This is a genomic window from Streptomyces sp. TSRI0281 (genome assembly GCF_001905125.1).
Lineage (GTDB): Bacteria > Actinomycetota > Actinomycetes > Streptomycetales > Streptomycetaceae > Streptomyces.
Genome location: NZ_LWLE01000034.1, coordinates 532,530 through 551,562, shown reverse-complemented (window position 1 = coordinate 551,562; position 19,033 = coordinate 532,530). Strand labels below are relative to the sequence as shown.

15 protein-coding genes are annotated in these 19,033 nt (G+C 70.4%); 8 read left to right on the top strand and 7 right to left on the bottom strand.

The annotated features are described in order from the left end of the window. Positions 1-155 precede the first annotated feature (155 nt). The 3 genes from A6A29_RS34570 to A6A29_RS34560 form a co-directional block, all read right to left on the bottom strand. Positions 156-1,166 (bottom strand): DNA-3-methyladenine glycosylase family protein, encoded by a 1,011-nt coding sequence (locus tag A6A29_RS34570; protein WP_073726433.1) that lies wholly within the window; start codon positions 1,164-1,166, stop codon positions 156-158. Positions 1,167-1,227: 61 nt separating this feature from the next. Then, positions 1,228-2,319 carry a nucleotidyltransferase family protein gene (locus tag A6A29_RS34565; protein ID WP_073726431.1) on the bottom strand — a complete coding sequence of 364 codons (1,092 nt, stop codon included), beginning with the start codon at positions 2,317-2,319 and terminating at the stop codon, positions 1,228-1,230. An 81-nt stretch (positions 2,320-2,400) separates the two neighbouring features. Beyond that, on the bottom strand, positions 2,401-3,708 hold the full coding sequence (locus A6A29_RS34560; RefSeq protein ID WP_073726429.1) for a peptidoglycan recognition protein family protein: 1,308 nt from the start codon (positions 3,706-3,708) through the stop codon (positions 2,401-2,403). Positions 3,709-3,845: 137 nt separating this feature from the next. Here A6A29_RS34560 and A6A29_RS34555 point away from each other — a divergent pair, with 137 nt between their 5' ends. The 4 genes from A6A29_RS34555 to A6A29_RS34540 all read left to right on the top strand — a co-directional run bounded on the left by A6A29_RS34555 (position 3,846) and on the right by A6A29_RS34540 (position 10,071). Then, positions 3,846-4,598: a TIGR03089 family protein gene (locus tag A6A29_RS34555; RefSeq protein WP_073726427.1), complete on the top strand. Its 753-nt coding sequence runs from the start codon at positions 3,846-3,848 to the stop codon at positions 4,596-4,598. Positions 4,599-4,773: 175 nt separating this feature from the next. After that, complete coding sequence (locus A6A29_RS34550; protein ID WP_073726425.1) at positions 4,774-6,279, top strand: LCP family protein; 1,506 nt, start codon at positions 4,774-4,776, stop codon at positions 6,277-6,279. Positions 6,280-6,502: 223 nt separating this feature from the next. Beyond that, a complete protein-coding gene (locus tag A6A29_RS34545; RefSeq protein WP_079183147.1) occupies positions 6,503-8,290 on the top strand; it encodes an LCP family protein in 1,788 nt (595 codons plus the stop codon). Between the two features lie 47 nt (positions 8,291-8,337). After that, on the top strand, positions 8,338-10,071 hold the full coding sequence (locus A6A29_RS34540) for an LCP family protein (RefSeq protein ID WP_073726423.1): 1,734 nt from the start codon (positions 8,338-8,340) through the stop codon (positions 10,069-10,071). Between the two features lie 152 nt (positions 10,072-10,223). Here the strand turns inward: A6A29_RS34540 and A6A29_RS34535 are convergent, their stop codons facing one another. Continuing rightward, entirely contained in the window at positions 10,224-11,246 is a 1,023-nt protein-coding gene (locus A6A29_RS34535; RefSeq protein WP_073726421.1) for a glycosyltransferase family 2 protein, read from the bottom strand. A 181-nt stretch (positions 11,247-11,427) separates the two neighbouring features. Here A6A29_RS34535 and A6A29_RS34530 point away from each other — a divergent pair, with 181 nt between their 5' ends. Next, on the top strand, positions 11,428-12,915 hold the full coding sequence (locus A6A29_RS34530) for an LCP family protein (RefSeq protein WP_443333367.1): 1,488 nt from the start codon (positions 11,428-11,430) through the stop codon (positions 12,913-12,915). 148 nt (positions 12,916-13,063) lie between these two features. Here A6A29_RS34530 and A6A29_RS34525 read toward each other — a convergent pair whose 3' ends face one another. Further along, positions 13,064-13,612, bottom strand: a complete 549-nt coding sequence (locus A6A29_RS34525; protein ID WP_073726601.1) for an acyl-CoA thioesterase — start codon at positions 13,610-13,612, stop codon at positions 13,064-13,066. A 118-nt stretch (positions 13,613-13,730) separates the two neighbouring features. Between A6A29_RS34525 and A6A29_RS34520 the strand changes: the two genes are divergently transcribed. After that, positions 13,731-15,029: an LCP family protein gene (locus A6A29_RS34520; protein WP_073726599.1), complete on the top strand. Its 1,299-nt coding sequence runs from the start codon at positions 13,731-13,733 to the stop codon at positions 15,027-15,029. Between the two features lie 191 nt (positions 15,030-15,220). On the opposite strand, the gene A6A29_RS34515 is transcribed toward A6A29_RS34520, so the two are convergent. After that, positions 15,221-16,378, bottom strand: coding sequence for an acyl-CoA dehydrogenase family protein (locus A6A29_RS34515; RefSeq protein WP_073726417.1), 1,158 nt, complete (start codon positions 16,376-16,378; stop codon positions 15,221-15,223). A 209-nt stretch (positions 16,379-16,587) separates the two neighbouring features. Here A6A29_RS34515 and A6A29_RS34510 point away from each other — a divergent pair, with 209 nt between their 5' ends. Then, positions 16,588-17,931 (top strand): UDP-glucose dehydrogenase family protein, encoded by a 1,344-nt coding sequence (locus A6A29_RS34510; protein WP_073726415.1) that lies wholly within the window; start codon positions 16,588-16,590, stop codon positions 17,929-17,931. A gap of 73 nt (positions 17,932-18,004) precedes the next feature. Here A6A29_RS34510 and A6A29_RS34505 read toward each other — a convergent pair whose 3' ends face one another. Beyond that, positions 18,005-18,538 carry a CGNR zinc finger domain-containing protein gene (locus tag A6A29_RS34505; protein ID WP_073726413.1) on the bottom strand — a complete coding sequence of 178 codons (534 nt, stop codon included), beginning with the start codon at positions 18,536-18,538 and terminating at the stop codon, positions 18,005-18,007. Positions 18,539-18,634: 96 nt separating this feature from the next. Here A6A29_RS34505 and A6A29_RS34500 point away from each other — a divergent pair, with 96 nt between their 5' ends. After that, positions 18,635-19,006 carry a VOC family protein gene (locus tag A6A29_RS34500; protein ID WP_073726411.1) on the top strand — a complete coding sequence of 124 codons (372 nt, stop codon included), beginning with the start codon at positions 18,635-18,637 and terminating at the stop codon, positions 19,004-19,006. Positions 19,007-19,033 lie beyond the last annotated feature (27 nt).

Sequence of the window (19,033 nt, the reverse complement as noted above, 5' to 3'; positions counted from 1 at the left end):
GAAGGGTGCGTCCGTCGGGCAATTGAGCGGTGGGCCTCGGCGGGCTGAAGAGGTGCGTCCGTGGCTGGGCGGCTGAGAAATACGTCCGTCGCTGGGCGGCTGAGAAGTGCGCTGCAGCGGGCTGAAGAAGTACGTCCGGCGGGCTGCGCGGTGCGTTACAGGGGTGCGATGTTGCGTGGGGTCATGCGGGGGGCGCGTCGTTTCGGGGTGTGGCCCGAGAGCAGGATCAGGCGGGTCGCTCGGTGGCGTTGGCTCTCGTAGGGGGTGAGCAGGGTCAGCATGGCGTCGTCGTCGGCGTCTCTGTTGTCCGCCAGGGCGTGGCCGACGATGCCCGGGAGGTGGAGGTCGCCCACGGTGACCGCGTCGGGGGAACCGTTCGAGCGCTGAAGGGTTTCGGCCGAGGTCCAGGGGCCGATGCCGGGGATCAGTTCCAGGCGGGCCTTCGCCTCGGGCAGCTCCATTCCCGCCGCCTCCTCCAGCCGGCGGGCCACCCGGACCGCGCGCAGGATCGTCGCCGAGCGCTTGTTGTCGACGCCCGCCCGGTGCCATTCCCAGGAAGGGATCAGCGACCAGGTGCGCGGGTCCGGCATCACATGGAGGTCCAGGTCCGTGGCGGGGCCCGGCGCCGGAGTGCCGTGCCGGCGGACCAGGAGGCGCCAGGCGCGGTACGCCTCGTCCGTGGTGACCTTCTGCTCCAGGATCGACGGGATCAGGGATTCCAGGACCAGGCCCGTCCGCAGCAGCCGCAGGCCGGGGCGGCGGTGCCGGGTCACGGCGAGCAGCCGGTGGCGCGGGACGAAGGCGTCCGGGTCGTCCGTCGCGCCGAGGAGGACCGGGAGCTGGTCCAGGAGCCATTCCGCGCCCGCACCCCAGGCGGCCGCCTCGATCCGGCCGTCGCGCGCCGCGACACGGAGCGTGCCGGGGCCAGCCGGTGTGCGGGTGGCCCGCCAGAACGTACCGTCCGCGACCATACGGAACGTGGGGTCGGCGGGGCCCCGGCGCAGGGGGCCCAGGACCAGTCGCAGGTCCAGGGGGCCCGGCGGGGTCCACTCCCTGGTCAGCGCCTGCTCCGCCCGCCCGGCCGGGACGGACGCCGCCGCCGCCGCCGGGGCAGCCTGATGCGGCACAGCCGGTCGCGCGGTGCGGGGGGCGAAGCGTCCTGCCACGGGTGAGGCCCTCGGTGCTGGGTGGGTGGGGGTGCTTATCGAGGGTACGGCCGGGGCCGGGTCACTGGTCCGACGAGAAGCGCACCGACGCGTCCGGGAGGACCGCCCCGCACCAGATGCGTACCCCGTCGCGCAGCTCGTTGTCGGCACCCACCTGGGCCCCGTCGCCGATCACCGCACCCGCCAGCACCGTACGGCTGCCGATCCGGGCACCGGCCCCGACCAGGGAGTCGGTGATGACCGCGCCGGGTTCCACGACCGCGCCGGACAGGATCGTGGAGCCGTCGATGCGGGCGCCCCCGCCGATCAGGGCGCCGTCGCCGATGACCGTACCGCCGGTGAGTTTGGCGTCGGGGGCCACGGAGGCGGTGGGCAGGACGAGGCGGTCGCCGCAGCGGCCGGGGACGGCCGGGGACGGGGCGCGGCCGAGCACCAGGTCGGCGGAGCCGCGTACGAACGCCTGCGGGGTGCCGAGGTCCAGCCAGTACGTGGAGTCGACCATGCCCTGGAGATGCGCGCCGGAGGCGAGCAGTCCGGGGAAGGTCTCGCGCTCCACGGAGACCGGCCGGCCGGCCGGGATGGTGTCGATGACCGACCTGCGGAAGATGTACGCACCCGCGTTGACCTGGTCGGTGACGATCTCTTCGGGGGTCTGCGGCTTCTCCAGGAAGGCCGTCACCCTGCCGGTGCCGTCGGTCGGTACGAGGCCGAAGGCACGCGGGTCCTCGACCCGGGTGAGGTGGAGGGAGACATCCGCCCCGGAGGTCGCGTGCGCGGTGACCAGGGCCCGGATGTCGAGTCCCGTCAGGATGTCGCCGTTGAAGATGAGGACCGGGTCGTCGGGGCCCGAGGAGAGCCGGGACGCCACATTGCGGATGGCGCCGCCGGTCCCCAGCGGTTCGCGCTCGGTGACGTACTCGATGTGGAGGCCGAGCGCGGAACCGTCGCCGAAGTACGGTTCGAAGACCTCCGCCAAGTAGGACGTCGCGAGCACGATGTGCTCGACTCCGGCCGCTCGGGCCCGTGCCAGCTGGTGCGTGAGGAACGGGACGCCCGCCGCCGGAACCATCGGCTTCGGGGTGTGCACCGTGAGCGGCCGCAGCCTGGTGCCCTTGCCACCGACCAGAAGAATCGCTTCTTTTGCCTCTGTCACAGCACCGTCTCTGCTTCCTGCTGGGGCCTGGCCCGGTTTCGGCTGGCCAGTGTATGCAGACCGGGTCGGAACGTCCCCCGGTCAGCGGCCCTGCAGACGTGCGGAGGTGGTCCGTGCCGTGCCGAGCTTCTTGTAGAGACGCTTTCCGGGGCATTCGGTTGCGAATCCGTCCCGATGGCCGGAGATGACGTTGAGTTTGACCTTCTTGCCCTTCTTGTACTTGTTGCTGCCGCCGGAGACCAGCGTGGTCTTGCCCTTGGGGTTCGCTCCGAACAGTCCGAGCTTCCAGGCGGTGAGTTTGGCGATGGAGTTCACCGCGGCGGCGGGCGGGTTCTTGGAGGTGAAGGTGCCGAGGACCACGACCCCCATGCTGTTGGTGTTGAACCCGAGCGTGTGCGCCCCGAGGACGGCCTTCGTCACGCCCCCGGCGCGCCCCTCGTAGATGTTTCCGCACTTGTCGACGGCGAAGTTGTAGCCGAAGTCGCGCCAGCCGCTGCTCTGGACGTGGTAGCGGTAGATGCCGCGCAGGACGGCGGGCGCCTGGGAGCAGCGGTAGTTGTTGCCGGTGGCGCTGTGGTGCACGAAGGCGGCCTTGACCGTCTTGGTGTACGCGAACCGGCGCTCGCGGAGCTTCTCGTTCGCGCCCCAGCCCTTGCGCGTGATGATGCGCGGCCGCGGGCCGATGTACGGCTTCGCCCCTGCCGCGACGACCGCTTCCCGCGCCGAGTCCTCCTGGGTCAGGGCGGGGATCACCGAGGCCGTCCGGGCAGCCGAGCGGGCGCGTCCCGCGACGGGCTGCCGCGGGTCCGCGCCGGGGTCGACGAGTTCGAGGCGCAGGCCCCCGGGGAGTGCCACGGAGGTGGCCGCCCGGTTCCGCGGGTCGGCGGGCTCCGGGTTCACCCGCACCTCGACGCCGTCCGAGTCGCCGACCCAGAGCGGGGCGGTCGAGCCGCGGACCTTGCCCGCTTCGCGCTCGGCGCTGCCCTCGTCGGCGGCGTGCTCGGTGTTGTGCGTCTCGACGTCCTGCCAGCCGGACCAGGTCGTGGTGCCGGTGGCACGGGTGCGGATCTGGACCGTGCCGTGCAGTTCGGCGTCGGCATCGTCCCAGACCACTCCGACCAGGGAGAAGGGCCGTGCGTCGCGTCGGGGCAGCCCCTGCGCGGCGCCGGTCGTGGGTGCTCCGGTGGCCCGGGTGGCCGTGGGGGCGAGCGGGGACAGGGGCAGCGACTGCGTCGAACCCGGCAGTTCGGCGGCGGGCTCGACGGAGGCGGGTGCGCGGGCCGAGGAGAAAGTGGCGGAGGTGGACGTGGAGGACGCGGGTACGGCGAGCGGCAGGGTGAGCGCCGCCGCACAGGTGACGCCGATCGAGGTGGCGAGAAGAGTGCGCATACGAATGATCCTGGCCATACACGCACAACTACGGCCACCGGGACATACCCCCTGATGTGATGACCCGTCTGCCGAACCGGTGTACGCGACGCTCGTCGCACCGCTCCCGTCCACCACCGCCGCGTACCCTTGCGCGGATGAACGCCAGCGACCGTACCCCCGCCGACCTGCTGCGATCCGCACTCGCCTCGGACCCGGCCCGCCCACTGGTCACTTTCTACGACGACGCCACCGGAGAGCGGGTCGAACTGTCGGTGGCCACCTTCGCCAATTGGGTGGCCAAGACCGCCAATCTGTTGCAGGGCGACCTGGCCGCGGAACCCGGCGACCGGCTCGCCCTGCTGCTTCCCGCGCACTGGCAGTCCGCGGTCTGGCTGCTCGCCTGCTCCTCGGTCGGGGTGGTCGCCGATGTGCAGGGCGACCCGGCCTCGGCCGACCTCGTCGTCAGCGGCCCGGACACGCTGGAGCGCGCCCGCGCCTGCCGCGGCGAACGGGTCGCGCTGGCGCTGCGCCCGCTCGGCGGGCGGTTCCCGCAGCCGCCCGAGGGCTTCATGGACTACGCGGTGGAAGTACCCGCCCAGGGCGACCGCTTCGCTCCGTTCGCGCCGGTGGACCCGGACGCGCCCGCGCTCGCCGTGGGCGGGGTCGAGCTGACAGGGGCGCAACTCGTCGCCAAGGCGCGCGAGGACGCCGCCGCTCTGGGGCTCGCACCCGGATCGCGGCTGCTCACGGGGCATACGTACGACAGCTGGGAGGGGCTCGGTGCCGGGCTCTTCGCGCCGCTGGCCGCCGGAGGCTCCGTGGTCCTGTGCCGACACCTCGGACAGCTCGGCGAGGACGGTCTGGCCAAGCGCGTGGAGAGCGAGCGGGTGACCAACACCGCAGTATGACAAGCACCCTGAGTGTCACTCGTCCGGCCCACAGCGGGCCGAGTCCCCCGGATTGAGCATCCACTCAGGTACATGATCGGCGGTGCAGACCACTCTCCCCGGATGCACAACCAAGCGTGAGGTTCAGCCGTCTACTCCTGCGACCGGCGGCCTATCGCGCCGCCGAACGTGAAGGATGGACGCAGACGTGACCGACAGCGCTGGCACGCCGGCCGACCCGGAGCCCCCGGCAGAGAACAAGCCGCAGGACGGGTCGCGGGGCGGGTCGCAGGAAGACTCCCGGGACGCCGCCGCACAGGACGGGACGGACAAGGCGGACGGGACGGACGAGGCGGACGGGACGGACGAGGCGGACGGGACGGACGAGGCGGGCGGGGCCGACGAAGCGGGCAAGGCGGGCGAGGCTGCCAAGGGCGCGGGGGACACCGACGCCGACCCCGGCACCGACCCAGCCCCCAGCCCCGCCCCCGGCGCGGGCCCCACCAGCGGCGGGGTGCAGACCTGGGCCGACCGGCCCAAGGACGGCATCGCCGCCAAGCACAGGAGTCACTGGCTCCGTTGGACCGCCCTCGCCGCCTCGTTCCTGGTCCTGATCGCCGCGGGCGTCGGCTGGTGGCTGTACAAGAAGCTCGACGGCAACATCAGAACCGATACGAGCGTCGCCGCCGAGCTCAAGGCGTACGAGAAGGAACGGCCCACCCCGGTCGCGCAGAACGCCCAGAACATCCTGCTCATCGGCTCGGACAGCAGGTCCGGCGACAACCGCGAGTACGGCCGCGACGACGGCGGCAGCCAGCGCTCCGACACCACGATCCTGCTGCACCTCGCGGCGGACCGGAAGAGCGCCACCGCCATGTCCGTCCCCCGCGACCTGATGGCGGACATCCCGAGCTGCCGCACCGCGGACAAGCAGCACACCAGGGAACAGTTCGCCCAGTTCAACTCGGCCTTCGAGCTCGGCGGGACGGCGTGCACGATCCGCACCATCGAGCGGATGACCGGCATTCGCGTCGACCATCACATGGTCGTCGACTTCAACGGTTTCAAGGACATGGTCGACGCGGTGAACGGCGTCGAGATCTGTCTCAAGGACCCGATCGACGATGCCGACGCGCATCTCAAGCTCCCCGCGGGCCGGCAGAAGCTCGACGGCGAGGAGGCGCTCGGATACGTCCGTGCCCGCAAGTCCATCGGCAACGGCAGCGACACCGAGCGGATGGACCGCCAGCAGAGATTCCTGGGTGCCCTGGTCAACAAGATGCAGAGCAACGGTGTCCTGCTCAACCCGACCCGGCTGTACCCGGTGCTGGACGCGGCGACCAAGTCGCTGACGACGGACCCGGGGCTGGACTCGCTCAGGGACCTGTACGACCTGGTCCGCGGGATGCGCAACGTACCGACCGACAAGGTGCAGTTCCTGACGGTGCCCCGGCAGCCGTACAGCCAGAACATTAACCGGGACGAACTCGTCGAACCGGACGCGAGCAGGCTGTTCAAGCAACTCCGGGAGGACCAGCCGGTCACCGTGGTCCCGGCCGGCGAACTCAAGGACAAGGGCGCCGACAAGGCGACCGACGGGGGCACTTCCGACGGGAAACCGGACGACACCGGCTCCGGAACTCCGACCCCCGAGCCCACGTATTCGGGTTCGAGCGCGGCCGACGACCTGTGTAAGCAGTAAAGCAATTCCCAAGTCATACAGGGCAATCGACGCATAATGGGAAGAATGCCCAGTTGTAAGCAGCGTGGAATGTGTCACGCACGTCGCTCGACTCCGAACCGGGCGGATAGTGTGACGCGATCCGGTGCTACCGGCCATCAGGTCGTGCACTGCTGGAGCGAAAGAACGAGCGCCTTGTCGGGGGAGGCGCCTCGCGTGGCACCGACGGAGGACCCAAGCAACCGTGGATGCGCAAAGCCGTGGGCGGGCGGACGATATCGACCCCGCAGACCAGTGGGTACTGAACCCGCACACCGGCAACTACGAACTGCGACTGGATCAATCCGCAGGGGAGTCGTCCGGTGCGCCGCGAGTGGCGGGACCCCGCGGATCGGGCCACAAGGACGGGCCAGCCCGGAGCGCCTCGCGTGACGGGTCCGGACGCCGGGGGCAGCGCACGGGCGACGGCACCGAACCGGCGGACGCTCCGCGCCGCGAGGTGCCGGGCCAGCGCAGCCGCCGTTCGTCGCAGGCCGGCCGCGGCCAGGAGACCGCCGCGGCGGGCGCCGGGCGCCGCAAGCGCAAGCCCCCCAAGGCCCGCAGGAAGAAGGCGCTGCTGTGGACGGGCGGGGTGATGGCGTTCGTCGTCGTCGCCGGCTCGGCCGGTGCGTACGCCCTCTACCAGCACTTCAACGGCAACCTCAACACGGTCGACGTGGGTGACGCGGGCAGCAAGAACGTCATCGCCGAAGGACCGATGAACATCCTGATCATCGGCACCGACAAGCGCACCGGCAAGGGCAACGAGGGGTACGGCGACAAGGGCAGCACCGGCCACGCCGACACCAACATCCTCTTCCACGTCTCCGAGGACCGCACCAACGCGACGGCGATGAGCATCCCGCGCGACCTGATGATCGAGATCCCCGACTGCGGGACGAAGCAGAAGGACGGCTCGACCAAGGTCATCCCCGGCACCGCGAACGACCGTTTCAACACCAGCCTGGGCCAGGCAGGGCGCGACCCCGGCTGCACCATGCGGACGGTCAAGCAGATCACCGGCATACAGGTCGACCACTTCATGATGGTCGACTTCAATGCGGTCAAGGAGCTGTCCACCGCGGTCGGCGGCGTCAAGGTCTGCATGGCCAAGCCGATCGACGACCCGAAGTCGCACCTCAAGCTGCCCGAGGGCGAGTCGACCGTCCAGGGCGAGAAGGCACTCGCCCTGCTGCGCACCCGGCACAGCTTCGGCAACGAGAGCGACCTCGACCGGATCAAGGTGCAGCAGCAGTTCCTCGGCTCGATGATCCGGCAGATGAAGTCGGACGACACCCTGACCAGCGCCCCGAAGCTGTACAAGCTGGCGGACGCGGCCACCAAGGCGCTCACGGTCGACTCCGGCATCGGCAGCGTCAAGAAGTTGACGAGCCTCGCCCAGGAGCTCGGCAAGGTCGACACCAAGAACATCACCTTCGTGACCATGCCGGTGATCGACAACCCGGCCGAGCCGACCCCGATCACCGTCGTACCGGCGCCCGAGAAGGCCGAGGCGCTGTTCGCGATGATGCGCTCGGACACCTCGCTCACCGAGGTCAACAAGCAGAAGAAGGCCGCCAAGAGCAAGCAGGCGAAGCTTCTCAAGGGCCCGAAGGCCGACGCGGCCGACGTACGCGTGGATGTCCTCAACGGCGGCAACATCCCCGGGGCCGCGGGCTCCACGGTGACCTGGCTCCAGAACGACAAGGGCGTACTGAAGTCCACCAACAAGGCCAACGCCCCGGCCAAGATCGACAAGACGACGCTCGCGTACGCGCCCAACCAGGCCGACCAGGCGCGGGCGCTCGCCGAGATGATGGGGCTGCCCGCCTCGGCCCTCAAGAAGGGCACCACCGACGCCGAAGGACTGCAGGCGATGGTGCTGACCCTGGGGGCGGACTTCGAGGGCGCGGGCAAGCCCATCACCGGTCCGGCAAAGGCGCCGGCCGATATCCAGAGAGCAAGCGCCGACAAGGCGGAATGCGCCAAGTGACACCGGGTCACCGCGCTACAGCAAGAGTCTGAGCAGCAGGGGGTCCGGTGGGACGCAGCAGCACGCCCGGGGAGGGGACGCGACCACGCGTCCGGCACGCCGATCAACTCGGCTGGGACGAGAGTCTCTACGAGGGGGACGACGAGAACGGTGAGGGGAACAGGAGCGGCGGCAGGAGCCGGGGCCGGGGCACCGGCGGAGGCGAACGGCCCGGCGGGGGCGAGGATTCCGGCGCGCCCGAGAGCGGGCGCCGGCGCGGGGGGCCACCCAACCGCCGCAGCCGACGTACCACCAAAAGCGGCAAACGGCGCATACTGCGCTGGGTCGCGGCCGTGCTCGCGCTGCTGATACTCGGTGCCGGTGGCGCCGGTTACCTCTACTACGAGCACCTCAACGGCAACATCAAGAAAGAGGACCTGACGCTCGGCGACAAGAAGATGGCCGATCACAAGGCCAACGCCGCCGGTCAGACCCCGCTGAACATCCTGCTCATCGGTTCCGACGCGCGGGACTCCAAGGAGAACCAGAAGCTGGGCGGCGCGAAGGAGACCTTCGGCGCTCGCCCGCTCGCGGATGTGCAGATGCTGCTCCACCTCTCGGCGGACCGCAGCAACCTCTCGGTCGTCAGCATGCCGCGCGACACGATGCTGAAGATGCCCAAGTGCACCGATCCCAAGACGGACAAGGTGTATCCGGCCAGCACCGGGAACGTACAGACCAACGAGAGTCTGGGCCGCGGCGGCCCCGGCTGCACGGTGGCCACCTGGTACGAGCTCACCGGCATCACGATCGACCACTTCATGATGATCGACTTCGCGGGCGTGGTCTCGATGGCCGACGCGATCGGCGGCGTCCCGGTCTGTGTCGACGCCAACATCGAATCGCGCTCCAGCGACGGCAAGGGCTCCGGGCTGAAGCTGAAGAAGGGCACCACGCCCATCAAGGGCAAACAGGCGCTCCAGTGGCTGCGCACCCGGTACGGCTTCGAGGACAACACCGACCTCGGCCGCGCCAAGGCCCAGCACCAGTACATGAACTCGATGGTCCGCCAGCTGCGCAAGGGCACCAAGCTGACCGACCCCGCGAAGCTGATGAACCTCGCCGAGGCCGCCACGGACGCGCTGACGGTCGACAAGGGCCTCGGCACGGTCAAGAAGCTCTACGACCTGGCCGAGGAGCTCAAGAAGGTCCCGACCAAGCGCATCACCATGTCGACCATGCCGAACGTGTACGGCACGGGCACGCTCAAGGGCCGGGTGTTCCCCAAGGCGGGTGACGCCGAGCAGCTGTTCCGGATGGTGCGCGAGGACATCCCGCTCGACGGCAAGGCGTCCAAGCGCAAGGCCACGGTCACCAAGGACCCGTCCGCACCGGTCGGCGAGATCGCGGTGAGCGTGCGCAACGCGACCCGCACCGACACCCTCGGCTCGGCCGGGGGGCGCGCCGGTGCGGTGGAGAAGCAGCTCAAGGACGCGGGCTTCGCGAAGACCACGGTCGACTCGCAGAACGTGACCGGCGCCGCGCGGACCGGAATCCTGTACCCCAGTGCCGATATGGAGGGTGACGCGCAGGCGGTCGCCAAGGCGCTCGGCATCCCGGTCTCGCTGGTGAAGAAGTCGACCGATGTCTCGGGCATCTCGCTGGCGGTGGGAGCCGACTGGCGCGAGGACGGGGCCTACCCCGCGCCCAAGGGCCAGGAGAAGACCCCGGACTCGGCCGAGGCGCTCAACGGCGAGGAAGAGGCGTGCATGAAGGTCAACCCGAACTACATCTGGTCCTGACCGGCCGGAACGGAACGACGGGAGGGGCCCCACCGTGATCGGTGGGGCCCCTCCCGTCGTCGGCGGTGAAGAGGTCCGCCGCGCCTCGTCAGCGGTGAAGAAGTCCGCACGGCCTGCCCGCGGGGCGCCCTGCGGGCGGGCCGTGCGCCGCGTCAGACCGTCTGCCGGGGGGCCGCCGGGCGGCGGCTGGCGATGACCTTCCTCGCCAGGGAGCGCGGGCTGGTGAGGAAGCCGTAGCCCCAGGACATGTGCATGGTGGCCAGCGCGAGGGGGATCTGCGCGCGGGCCTTCAGCGACAGTCCCTTCCCGGCGGGCAGCGACCCGGCGACGATGGCCGCCACGTAACCGGCCGGGACGACGAAGGCCCACGGGGTGACGGCGGCGCCCACCACGATGCCCGCCGCGATGGCGCAGACGGCCGTCGGCGGGGCCAGGTAGCGCAGGTTGATCGAGCCCGCGTGGTAGCGGGCGACGACGTGGCGCCAGCGGCCGTAGTCCTTGTACTGCTTGGCGAGCGCCTTGATGGAGGGGCGCGGGCGGTACTGGACCTTCAGCTCGGGCGAGAACCAGATCAGGCCGCCCGCCTCACGGATACGGAAGTTCAGCTCCCAGTCCTGGGCGCGGATGAACTCCACGTTGTAGCCGTCCGCCCGCTCCAGGGCCTCGCGGCGGAAGACTCCCAGGTACACCGTCTCGGCCGGACCCGCCTGGCCGCCCGTGTGGAAGGCCGCGTTGCCGACGCCGATCTTCGAGGTCATCGCGGCGGCGACGGCGTCCTCCCAGGCGTTCTCGCCCTCGGCGTGCATGATGCCGCCGACGTTCTGCGCCCCGGTCTCCTCCAGCAGCCGGACCGCGGTCGCGATGTAGTTCGGCGAGAGCATCCCGTGCCCGTCGACCCGCACCACGACGGGGTGGCTGGAGGCCTTGATCGCGGCGTTGAGGGCGGCGGGGGTGCGGCCGGTGGGGTTGGGGACGGTGTGGACCCGGGGGTCCTCCGCGACGAGTTCCGCGGCGATCTCGTCGGTGCGGTCCGTGGAGGGGCCGAGCGCGATCACGACCTCCATCTCACCGGCGTACTCCTGCTCCAGGATGTGCCGGATCGCGTTCCTGAGATGGCGTTCCTCGTTGAGTACCGGCATGATCACGGAGACGGCGGGGTGCTGCGCGGCAGGCATGTGGTCCTCGGGTGGTCCTGGGGGCGCCAGGGGTTCCGCACCCCGGGAGGCGTCGTTATTCGGCCGCCACGTTACCGCGAATGGGGGATAGCGGCGTGCCCCCACGGGTTGCGGCCCGTTCCGCAGATCGTATGGGCCTATGGTGCGAACGGTCCCCCTTGCACCGCGGAGGTGTCCCCCCGTGCCCACGCCTCACCGATCGTCCCGATCGCCGCACCCCCGCACCACTCCCCCGCAGGCCAGACCGGCGCGCCGACCCCGGACCCGGAAGCAGGACGAGCGGCCCCGCTGGGGCATGCGGGTGGCCACGGGCCTGTCCGTGCTCGTGCTCGGCGCGGGCGGGATCGGCCATGCGGTGGTGAGCGGGCTGGAAACCGGAATCGACCGCGTCGACCCCTTCAAGGACATGAAGAACCGGCCCGCGGCGGGGCACGGCATGAATCTGCTCCTGGTCGGGACCGACGGCCGGGAAAAGATCACCGAGGCCGAGAAGACGAAGTACCGGCTGGGCGGCGCCCCCTGCCACTGCACCGACACGATCATGCTGGTCCATCTGTCGGCCGACAAGGAGCGGGCGAGCGTCGTCAGCCTCCCGCGCGACAGTTACGCCGAGATCCCCGCGCACACCGACCGGAACACGGGCAAGCACCACGCCACCCACCCGGTGAAACTGAACGCCGCCTACGCGGAGGGCGGACCGACCCTGACCGTACGGACCGTCGAGCACATGACCGGTGTCAAGGTCGATCACTATCTGGAGGTCGACTTCACCAGCTTCATGAAGACGGTCGACGCCGTGGGCGGGGTGAAGATCTGCACGGCCGGGCCGATGAAGGACTCGTACACCGGTCTCGACCTGGCCGCGGGCACCCATGAGCTGGACGGCGGTCAGGCCCTTCAGTACGTACGTTCCCGGCACATCGACGGGGCCTCCGACCTGGGCCGGATGCAGCGCCAGCAGAAGTTCATCGCGGCGCTGATCAAGCAGGCGACCAGCAGCGGGGTGCTGTTGAACCCGGTGAGGTTCCAGCGGGTCTCCTCCTCGATGCTCGGCTCGGTCCGGGCCGACAAGGGGTTCGGTACGGAACAGATGCTGACGCTCGGCAAGGCGATGCGCGGCTTCAGCCCGGCGTCGTCGGAGTTCACCTCCGTACCGGTCGGGAACGTCAGCTTCCCGGTCAAGGGCATCGGTTCCACCGTGCAGTGGGACGCGAAGAAGTCGAAGAAGCTGTTCCGGGCGCTGCGCGAGGACAAGCCGCTCGCCTCGCGGAAGGTGGGCGGGCCGCAGAAGCCGAAGGGGGCGCTCGTCGATGTGGCACCGCAGCAGATCCGGGTGCAGGTCTACAACGGGACTCCGAAGGACGGCCTCGGCAAGGAGATGGACGACGCGCTGCGCGCCACCGGCTTCGACACCACCCGCGCCCCGCTCAACGGGGAGCTGCGCGACCTGCGGCGGACGCTGGTGACGTTCGACCCCCGGTGGGACCGGTCGGCGAGGTCCCTGGCCGCCGCGCTGCCGGGGAGCGAGCTGAGGGCGGTGCAGGGGCAGGGCGGCACGATGAAGGTGACGGCGGGCTCGGACTTCGGCACGGTGCAGCGGGTGCGGGCGGAGAGCCCGCAGCAGGGCAGGTTCGGCGCGGTGACGGGGGACGAGGTCGTCTGCCCATGACGGTGACGGCTGGCCGGCGCGGGAGGGGCCGCGTCCGTTCACCGGGTCACACGGCCCACGGCGACGCCCTGTCCTCGATCGCCGGACGGGCTTGACCGATCAAGCCCGCCGGCCATGAGCTCAGTCGCCGACACCGCCGGCCACGCGCTCAGTCGTCGATACCGTCGGCCACGCGCCTCTCGCGCAGTTCCTTGATCGCGCGGCGCCGGGCCAGCCGGTGCGTACGCCGGATCTGGGCCTCCTGGTAGCGCCGCTTGTCACGCTCCGTCTCGGGGATCACGTGCGGTACGGCGCGCGGCTTGCCGTCCCCGTCGACCGCCGCGAACACCAGATAGGCGCTGCCGACCTGCTGGGCGGGGGTCGACTCGTTCCAGCGCTCGGCCATCACCCGGACCCCGACCTCCATCGAGGACCGGCCGGTCCAGTTCACCTGGGCGCGTACGTGAACGAGGTCACCGACGCGGACCGGCTCCAGGAAGACCATCTCGTCCATCGACGCCGTCACGGCCGGTCCGCCGGAGTGCCGGCCGGCCACGGCGCCCGCCGCGTCATCGACCAGTTTCATGATCACGCCACCGTGCACCGTACCCAGCAGGTTGGTGTCGTTGCCGGTCATGATGTGGCTGAGGGTGGTCCGGGAAGCCGCGGTCGACTTGCCCGGAATCTCGCCCTCCGGGCGTGGGGCCTGATCTGTCATGCCCTCCACCTTATGCGCGGGCTTGGGCAGCGCGGAATGCATCAGCTTCGCAACATCCCTGGACCGATTTCCCCTACACCCTGTAATACCGATGGGCCGGGGCGGCACACTGGTCGGCATGAACGATTGGCCCGATCGACGGACCGGCGACCGCAGCGACCGCTACGGGCAGGGCAGCTCAGGCCCCCAGCCCGAGAGCGCCCGCGCGATGCCGCACATCCAGCGTCGACCGGCCCCGCCGCGGGCACCGCAGGTACCGCCGCAGGGCCAGGGGTACGACGACCGCTACGGCGGCCGCGAAGGTGATTCCGCCTACGACAACGGTTACAACACGGGCCAGGTATACGGCGGCGGCAACGGCTCCGGCCACGGCGGCGGACGGCGCGGCGGCGGTGGCGGTGGCGGGGGCGACGGTGGTTACGTCCAGGGCCGCCCCGCTCCCGACTGGCGCCGGCGGATCAAGATCGGCGCGCTGACCCTGGTGGTCGTCGTGCTCGCCGTCTCCATCTCCACGTACTTCTGGGCCGACTCCAAGCTGAAGCGCGAGGTCGACCTCTCCAAGGTCATCGAGCGGCCCGAGGGCGGCGACGGCACGAACTACCTGATCGTCGGCTCCGACAGCCGCGCGGGGATGACCGCCGAGGACAAGAAGAAGCTCCACACCGGTTCCGCCGAGGGCAAGCGGACCGACTCGATGATGATCCTGCACGACGGGTCCGACGGCCCGACGCTGGTCTCCCTGCCGCGTGACTCGAACGTCGAGATCCCCTCGTTCGTGGGCTCGGAGTCGGGCAAGAAGTACCCGGGCAGGGGCCGGACCGTGAAGCTGAACGCGGCGTACGCCGAGGACGGCCCCGAACTGCTGGTGCGGACCGTCGAGTTCAACACCGGGCTGCGCATCGACCACTACGTCGAGATCGGCTTCGGCGGCTTCGCCAAGATCGTGGACGCAATCGGCGGGGTGGAGTTGGACATCCCCAAGGCGTTCAAGGACAAGAAGTCCGGCGCCGACTTCCAGGCGGGCAAGCAGACGCTGAACGGCGAGCAGTCCCTCGCCTTCGTCCGCACCCGGTACGCGTTCGCGGGCAGCGACCTCGACCGTACGAAGAACCAGCAGAAGTTCCTCGCGGCGCTGGCGAGCCAGACCGCGACCCCGTCCACGATCATCAACCCGTTCAAGCTGTACCCGACGATGGGCGCGGGCCTGGACACCCTGATCGTCGACAAGGACATGTCGCTCTGGTCCCTGAGCCAGATGTTCTTCGCGATGAAGGGCGTCACGGGCGGCGACGGTACGTCGATGAACATGCCGATCTCGGGCAGCATCGGCGGGAACCTGGTCTGGGACAAGGAGAAGGTCAAGCAGCTCGTCCAGCAGCTGAAGAACGACGAGAAGGTCACCGTCACCGGTAACTGACGGCCGACGGCGCGGTGGGGGCGGCCGGCCGCCCTCCCGGACGCTGCCGACAGGAGAGGGGCGCCCCGTGGGGACGCCCCTCTCGCCGTGACTGCCCGGCGACTGCCCTCGTGCCGCGGTACGAGGGCGCTACGGCACGAGGGCGCTGCGGCTGGAGGGCGCTGCGGCTGGAGGGCGCTGCGGCTGGAGTGCTACGGCAGGTTGCGGGCCATCACGATCCGCTGAACCTGATTCGTGCCTTCGTAGATCTGCGTGATCTTCGCGTCGCGCATCATCCGCTCCACCGGGTAGTCCCGCGTGTAGCCGTAGCCGCCGAGCAACTGGACCGCGTCCGTGGTGACCTCCATCGCCACGTCGGAGGCGAAGCACTTGGCCGCGGCGCCGAAGAACGTGAGGTCGCTGTCGAGGCGCTCGGACTTCGCGGCCGCCGCGTAGGTGAGCTGCCGGGCCGCCTCCAGCTTCATCGCCATGTCGGCGAGCATGAACTGGATGCCCTGGAAGTCGGCGATCGGCTTGCCGAACTGCTTGCGCTCCTTGACGTAGCCCTTGGCGTAGTCCAGGGCGCCCTGGGCGATGCCGATGGCCTGGGCCGCGATCGTGATGCGGGTGTGGTCCAGGGTCTTCATCGCGGTGGCGAAGCCGGTGCCCTCCTCGCCGATCATGCGGTCGGCGGGGATGCGGACGTTGTCGAGGTAGACCTCACGGGTCGGGGAGCCCTTGATGCCGAGCTTCCGCTCCGGGGCACCGAAGGAGACGCCCTCGTCCGACTTCTCGACGACGAACGCCGAGATGCCCTTGGAGCGCTTGGTCGGGTCGGTGACGGCCATGACCGTGTAGTACTCGGAGACGCCCGCGTTGGTGATCCAGCGCTTCACCCCGTTGAGGACCCAGAAGTCACCGTCGCGGACGGCCTTGGTCTTCATGCCCGCCGCGTCCGATCCCGCGTCCGGCTCGGAGAGGGCGTACGAGAACATCGCGTCGCCCTTGGCGAGCGGGCCCAGGTACTTCTTCTTCAGCGCCTCGGAGCCGGAGAGGATCACCGGGAGCGAGCCCAGCTTGTTCACGGCCGGGATGAGGGAGGAGGACGCGCAGGCGCGGGCCACCTCCTCGATCACGATGACCGTCGCCAGCGCGTCCGCGCCGGCGCCGCCGTACTCCTCCGGGACGTGGACGGCGTGCAGGTCCGAGGCGACCAGAGCGTCCAGCGCCTCCTGCGGGAAGCGGCCCTCCTCGTCCACGGCTGCGGCGAACGGGGCGATCTTCGCCTCGGCGAGCGAACGGATCGTTTCGCGGAGCATGTCGTGCTCCTCGGCCGGACGGTACAGGTCGAAATCGGTCGAACCCGCCAAGACGCTCACTCCCCAAGGTGCTAACTACCGTTAAGTAACCCAATTTTAGTGGTCAGCCCGCTCGATGGCCTACGCGCATGACACGTGAGCTTCACGACAGGGGTGGGGCATACAGGGCATTCCCGGCAAAGGGAGACGGGAATTCCGCGGCCGGAGGGCCCGACTATGCTCGGCTCCGCACGCCCGTCCGTATCTTCCAGGAGCACTTCATGGCCCTCAGGATCACTGTGATCGGCACCGGCTACCTCGGTGCCACCCATGCTGCGGCCATGGCGGAGCTGGGCTTCGACGTGCTCGGCCTCGATGTCGTACCGGAGAAGATCGCGCTGCTCTCGGCCGGCCGGGTACCGATGTACGAACCCGGGCTCGAAGAGATCCTCCAGAAGCACGTCGAGGGCATCGAGGGCTCCACCGGACGGCTGCGGTTCACCACCTCCTGGGAGGAGGTCGGCGCCTTCGGTGATGTGCACTTCGTCTGTGTGAACACCCCGCAGAAGCACGGCGAGTACGCCTGCGACATGAGCTATGTGGACAGCGCCTTCGAGTCGCTCGCGCCCCAGCTCACCCGGCCCGCCCTCGTCGTCGGGAAGTCGACCGTGCCGGTGGGTTCCGCCGCCCGGCTCGCGGCCCGGCTCGCGGAGCTGGCGCCGGTGGGCACGGCCGCGGAGCTGGCCTGGAATCCGGAGTTCCTGCGCGAGGGCTTCGCCGTGAAGGACACCCTGCACCCCGACCGGATCGTGGTCGGGGTGGAGAGCGAGAGCGCCGAGAAGCTGCTGCGCGAGGTGTACGCGGTACCGGTCGCCGAGGGATCGCCGTTCGTGGTGACCGACTTCCCGACCGCCGAGCTGGTGAAGACCTCCGCCAACTCGTTCCTGGCGACCAAGATCTCGTTCATCAACGCCATGGCCGAGGTCTGCGAGGCCGCCGACGGCGATGTGGTGAAGCTGGCCGAGGCCATCGGGCACGACGAGCGGATCGGGAAGAAGTTCCTGCGGGCCGGGATCGGGTTCGGCGGCGGCTGTCTGCCCAAGGACATCCGGGCGTTCATGGCGCGCGCCGGTGAGCTGGGCGCGGACCAGGCGCTGACCTTCCTCCGCGAGGTCGACTCCATCAACATGCGGCGCCGCGGCCACATGGTGGAGCTCGCCCGGGAGGCGGTGGGCGGCGATTCGTTCCTGGGCAAGCGGGTGGCGGTGCTCGGCGCGACGTTCAAGCCGGACTCCGACGACGTACGGGACTCCCCCGCGCTGAACGTGGCCGGACAGATCCACCTCCAGGGCGGCCAGGTCACGGTCTTCGACCCCAAGGGCATGGACAACGCCCGGCGGCTGTTCCCGACGCTCGGCTACGCGGACTCGGCACTGGAGGCGGTGCGCGGCGCGGATGTGGTGCTGCACCTCACGGAGTGGCGCGAGTTCCGCGAGCTGGACCCGGCGGCGCTGGGCGAGGCCGTGACCCACCGGATCATCCTGGACGGCCGCAACGCGCTGGACAGCGAGGTGTGGCGCGGGGCCGGCTGGACGTACCGGGCGATGGGCCGCCCGAGGGCCTGAGCCCGGCGGCACGGCGGCACGGCGGCACGGTCTTGACTAAGGGCTGTCCCGTGATCCCTGACGGGGACAGCCCTCAGGCGCGCCTGGCGCGGTAGGTACGCATCTTGGCGCGGGCCCCGCACACCGACATGGAGCACCAGCGGCGCCGCCCCGCCGGGCTGCGGTCGTAGTAGACCCAGTGGCAGTCCTCCGCCTCGCACGCCTTGAGCCGCATCCAGGTTCCGTCGGCCGCCGCGGCGGCGACGGCCTGCGCGACACCGGCGGTGAGGGCGGTCAGGGCCGTGGAGTCCGGGGGCCCGACAGCGGGCCGGAGTGCCGCCGCGCCCTCGGCGTCGACCGTCACCCGCAGGGGCGCGGCGGCCAGCAGTTCGTCGAGCGGGGGCGGCTCCGGGGCGCTCTCGGGCAGCCGGTGGCCCGCGTGGGCCAGACAGGCGCGGCGCAGCGCCTCGCGCAGGTCCCGGGCGCCGGGCGCCTCGGCCTCGGTGAGGCCGAACGGGGCGCGGCCGTCCGCCGTGCCGAGGGTGTCGACGCCGGTCTCGATGTTCAGCGTGTTGACCAGGTCCTCGATCAGGACGAGTGCCCCGGGTGCCGCTGCCCTCTCATTCATGGTTGCGACGTTACCCCTATTGCGGCAGCATGGAGTAACGGTTGCCGCACAAGCCTGCCTACCGGTAACTGCCTCGACGCCTGGAGGAGAAGCATCATGGCCATCGCCACATTGGGCACCGTCGTACTGGACTGCCCCGATCCTGCCGCGCTCGCCGGTTTCTACGCCGCCGTGCTGGGCGGCAGCGTCGAGCGGTGCGAGGACGGCGAGGACAGGTGGGTGGAGCTCACCGGAGGTGCGGGCACTCCGCTCGCCTTCCAGGCCGCACCCGGCTTCGTACCGCCGCGGTGGCCCAGTCCGGACGGGTCCCAGCAGTTCCATCTGGACCTGACCGTGCCGGATCTGGACGCGGCGGAGCGTGAGGTGCTCGCCCTGGGGGCGCGGGTGCTGGACGCGGCGGACCGGAAGCGGTCGTTCCGGGTGTACGCGGATCCCGCCGGTCATCCGTTCTGTCTCTGCGCGGGCTGACGGGCCGACCGTCGTACGTCGCGGGGG

Bases quoted from the DNA above. Each gene is read 5' to 3' on its own strand.
- A6A29_RS34510 (WP_073726415.1), top strand. From the start codon at position 16,588: ATGGCCCTCAGGATCACTGTGATCGGCACCGGCTACCTCGGTGCCACC.
- A6A29_RS34550 (WP_073726425.1), top strand. From the start codon at position 4,774: ATGGACGCAGACGTGACCGACAGCGCTGGCACGCCGGCCGACCCGGAG.
- A6A29_RS34525 (WP_073726601.1), bottom strand. From the start codon at position 13,612: ATGACAGATCAGGCCCCACGCCCGGAGGGCGAGATTCCGGGCAAGTCG.
- A6A29_RS34505 (WP_073726413.1), bottom strand. From the start codon at position 18,538: ATGAATGAGAGGGCAGCGGCACCCGGGGCACTCGTCCTGATCGAGGAC.
- A6A29_RS34500 (WP_073726411.1), top strand. From the start codon at position 18,635: ATGGCCATCGCCACATTGGGCACCGTCGTACTGGACTGCCCCGATCCT.
- A6A29_RS34520 (WP_073726599.1), top strand. From the start codon at position 13,731: ATGAACGATTGGCCCGATCGACGGACCGGCGACCGCAGCGACCGCTAC.
- A6A29_RS34560 (WP_073726429.1), bottom strand. From the start codon at position 3,708: ATGCGCACTCTTCTCGCCACCTCGATCGGCGTCACCTGTGCGGCGGCG.
- A6A29_RS34535 (WP_073726421.1), bottom strand. From the start codon at position 11,246: ATGCCTGCCGCGCAGCACCCCGCCGTCTCCGTGATCATGCCGGTACTC.
- A6A29_RS34555 (WP_073726427.1), top strand. From the start codon at position 3,846: ATGAACGCCAGCGACCGTACCCCCGCCGACCTGCTGCGATCCGCACTC.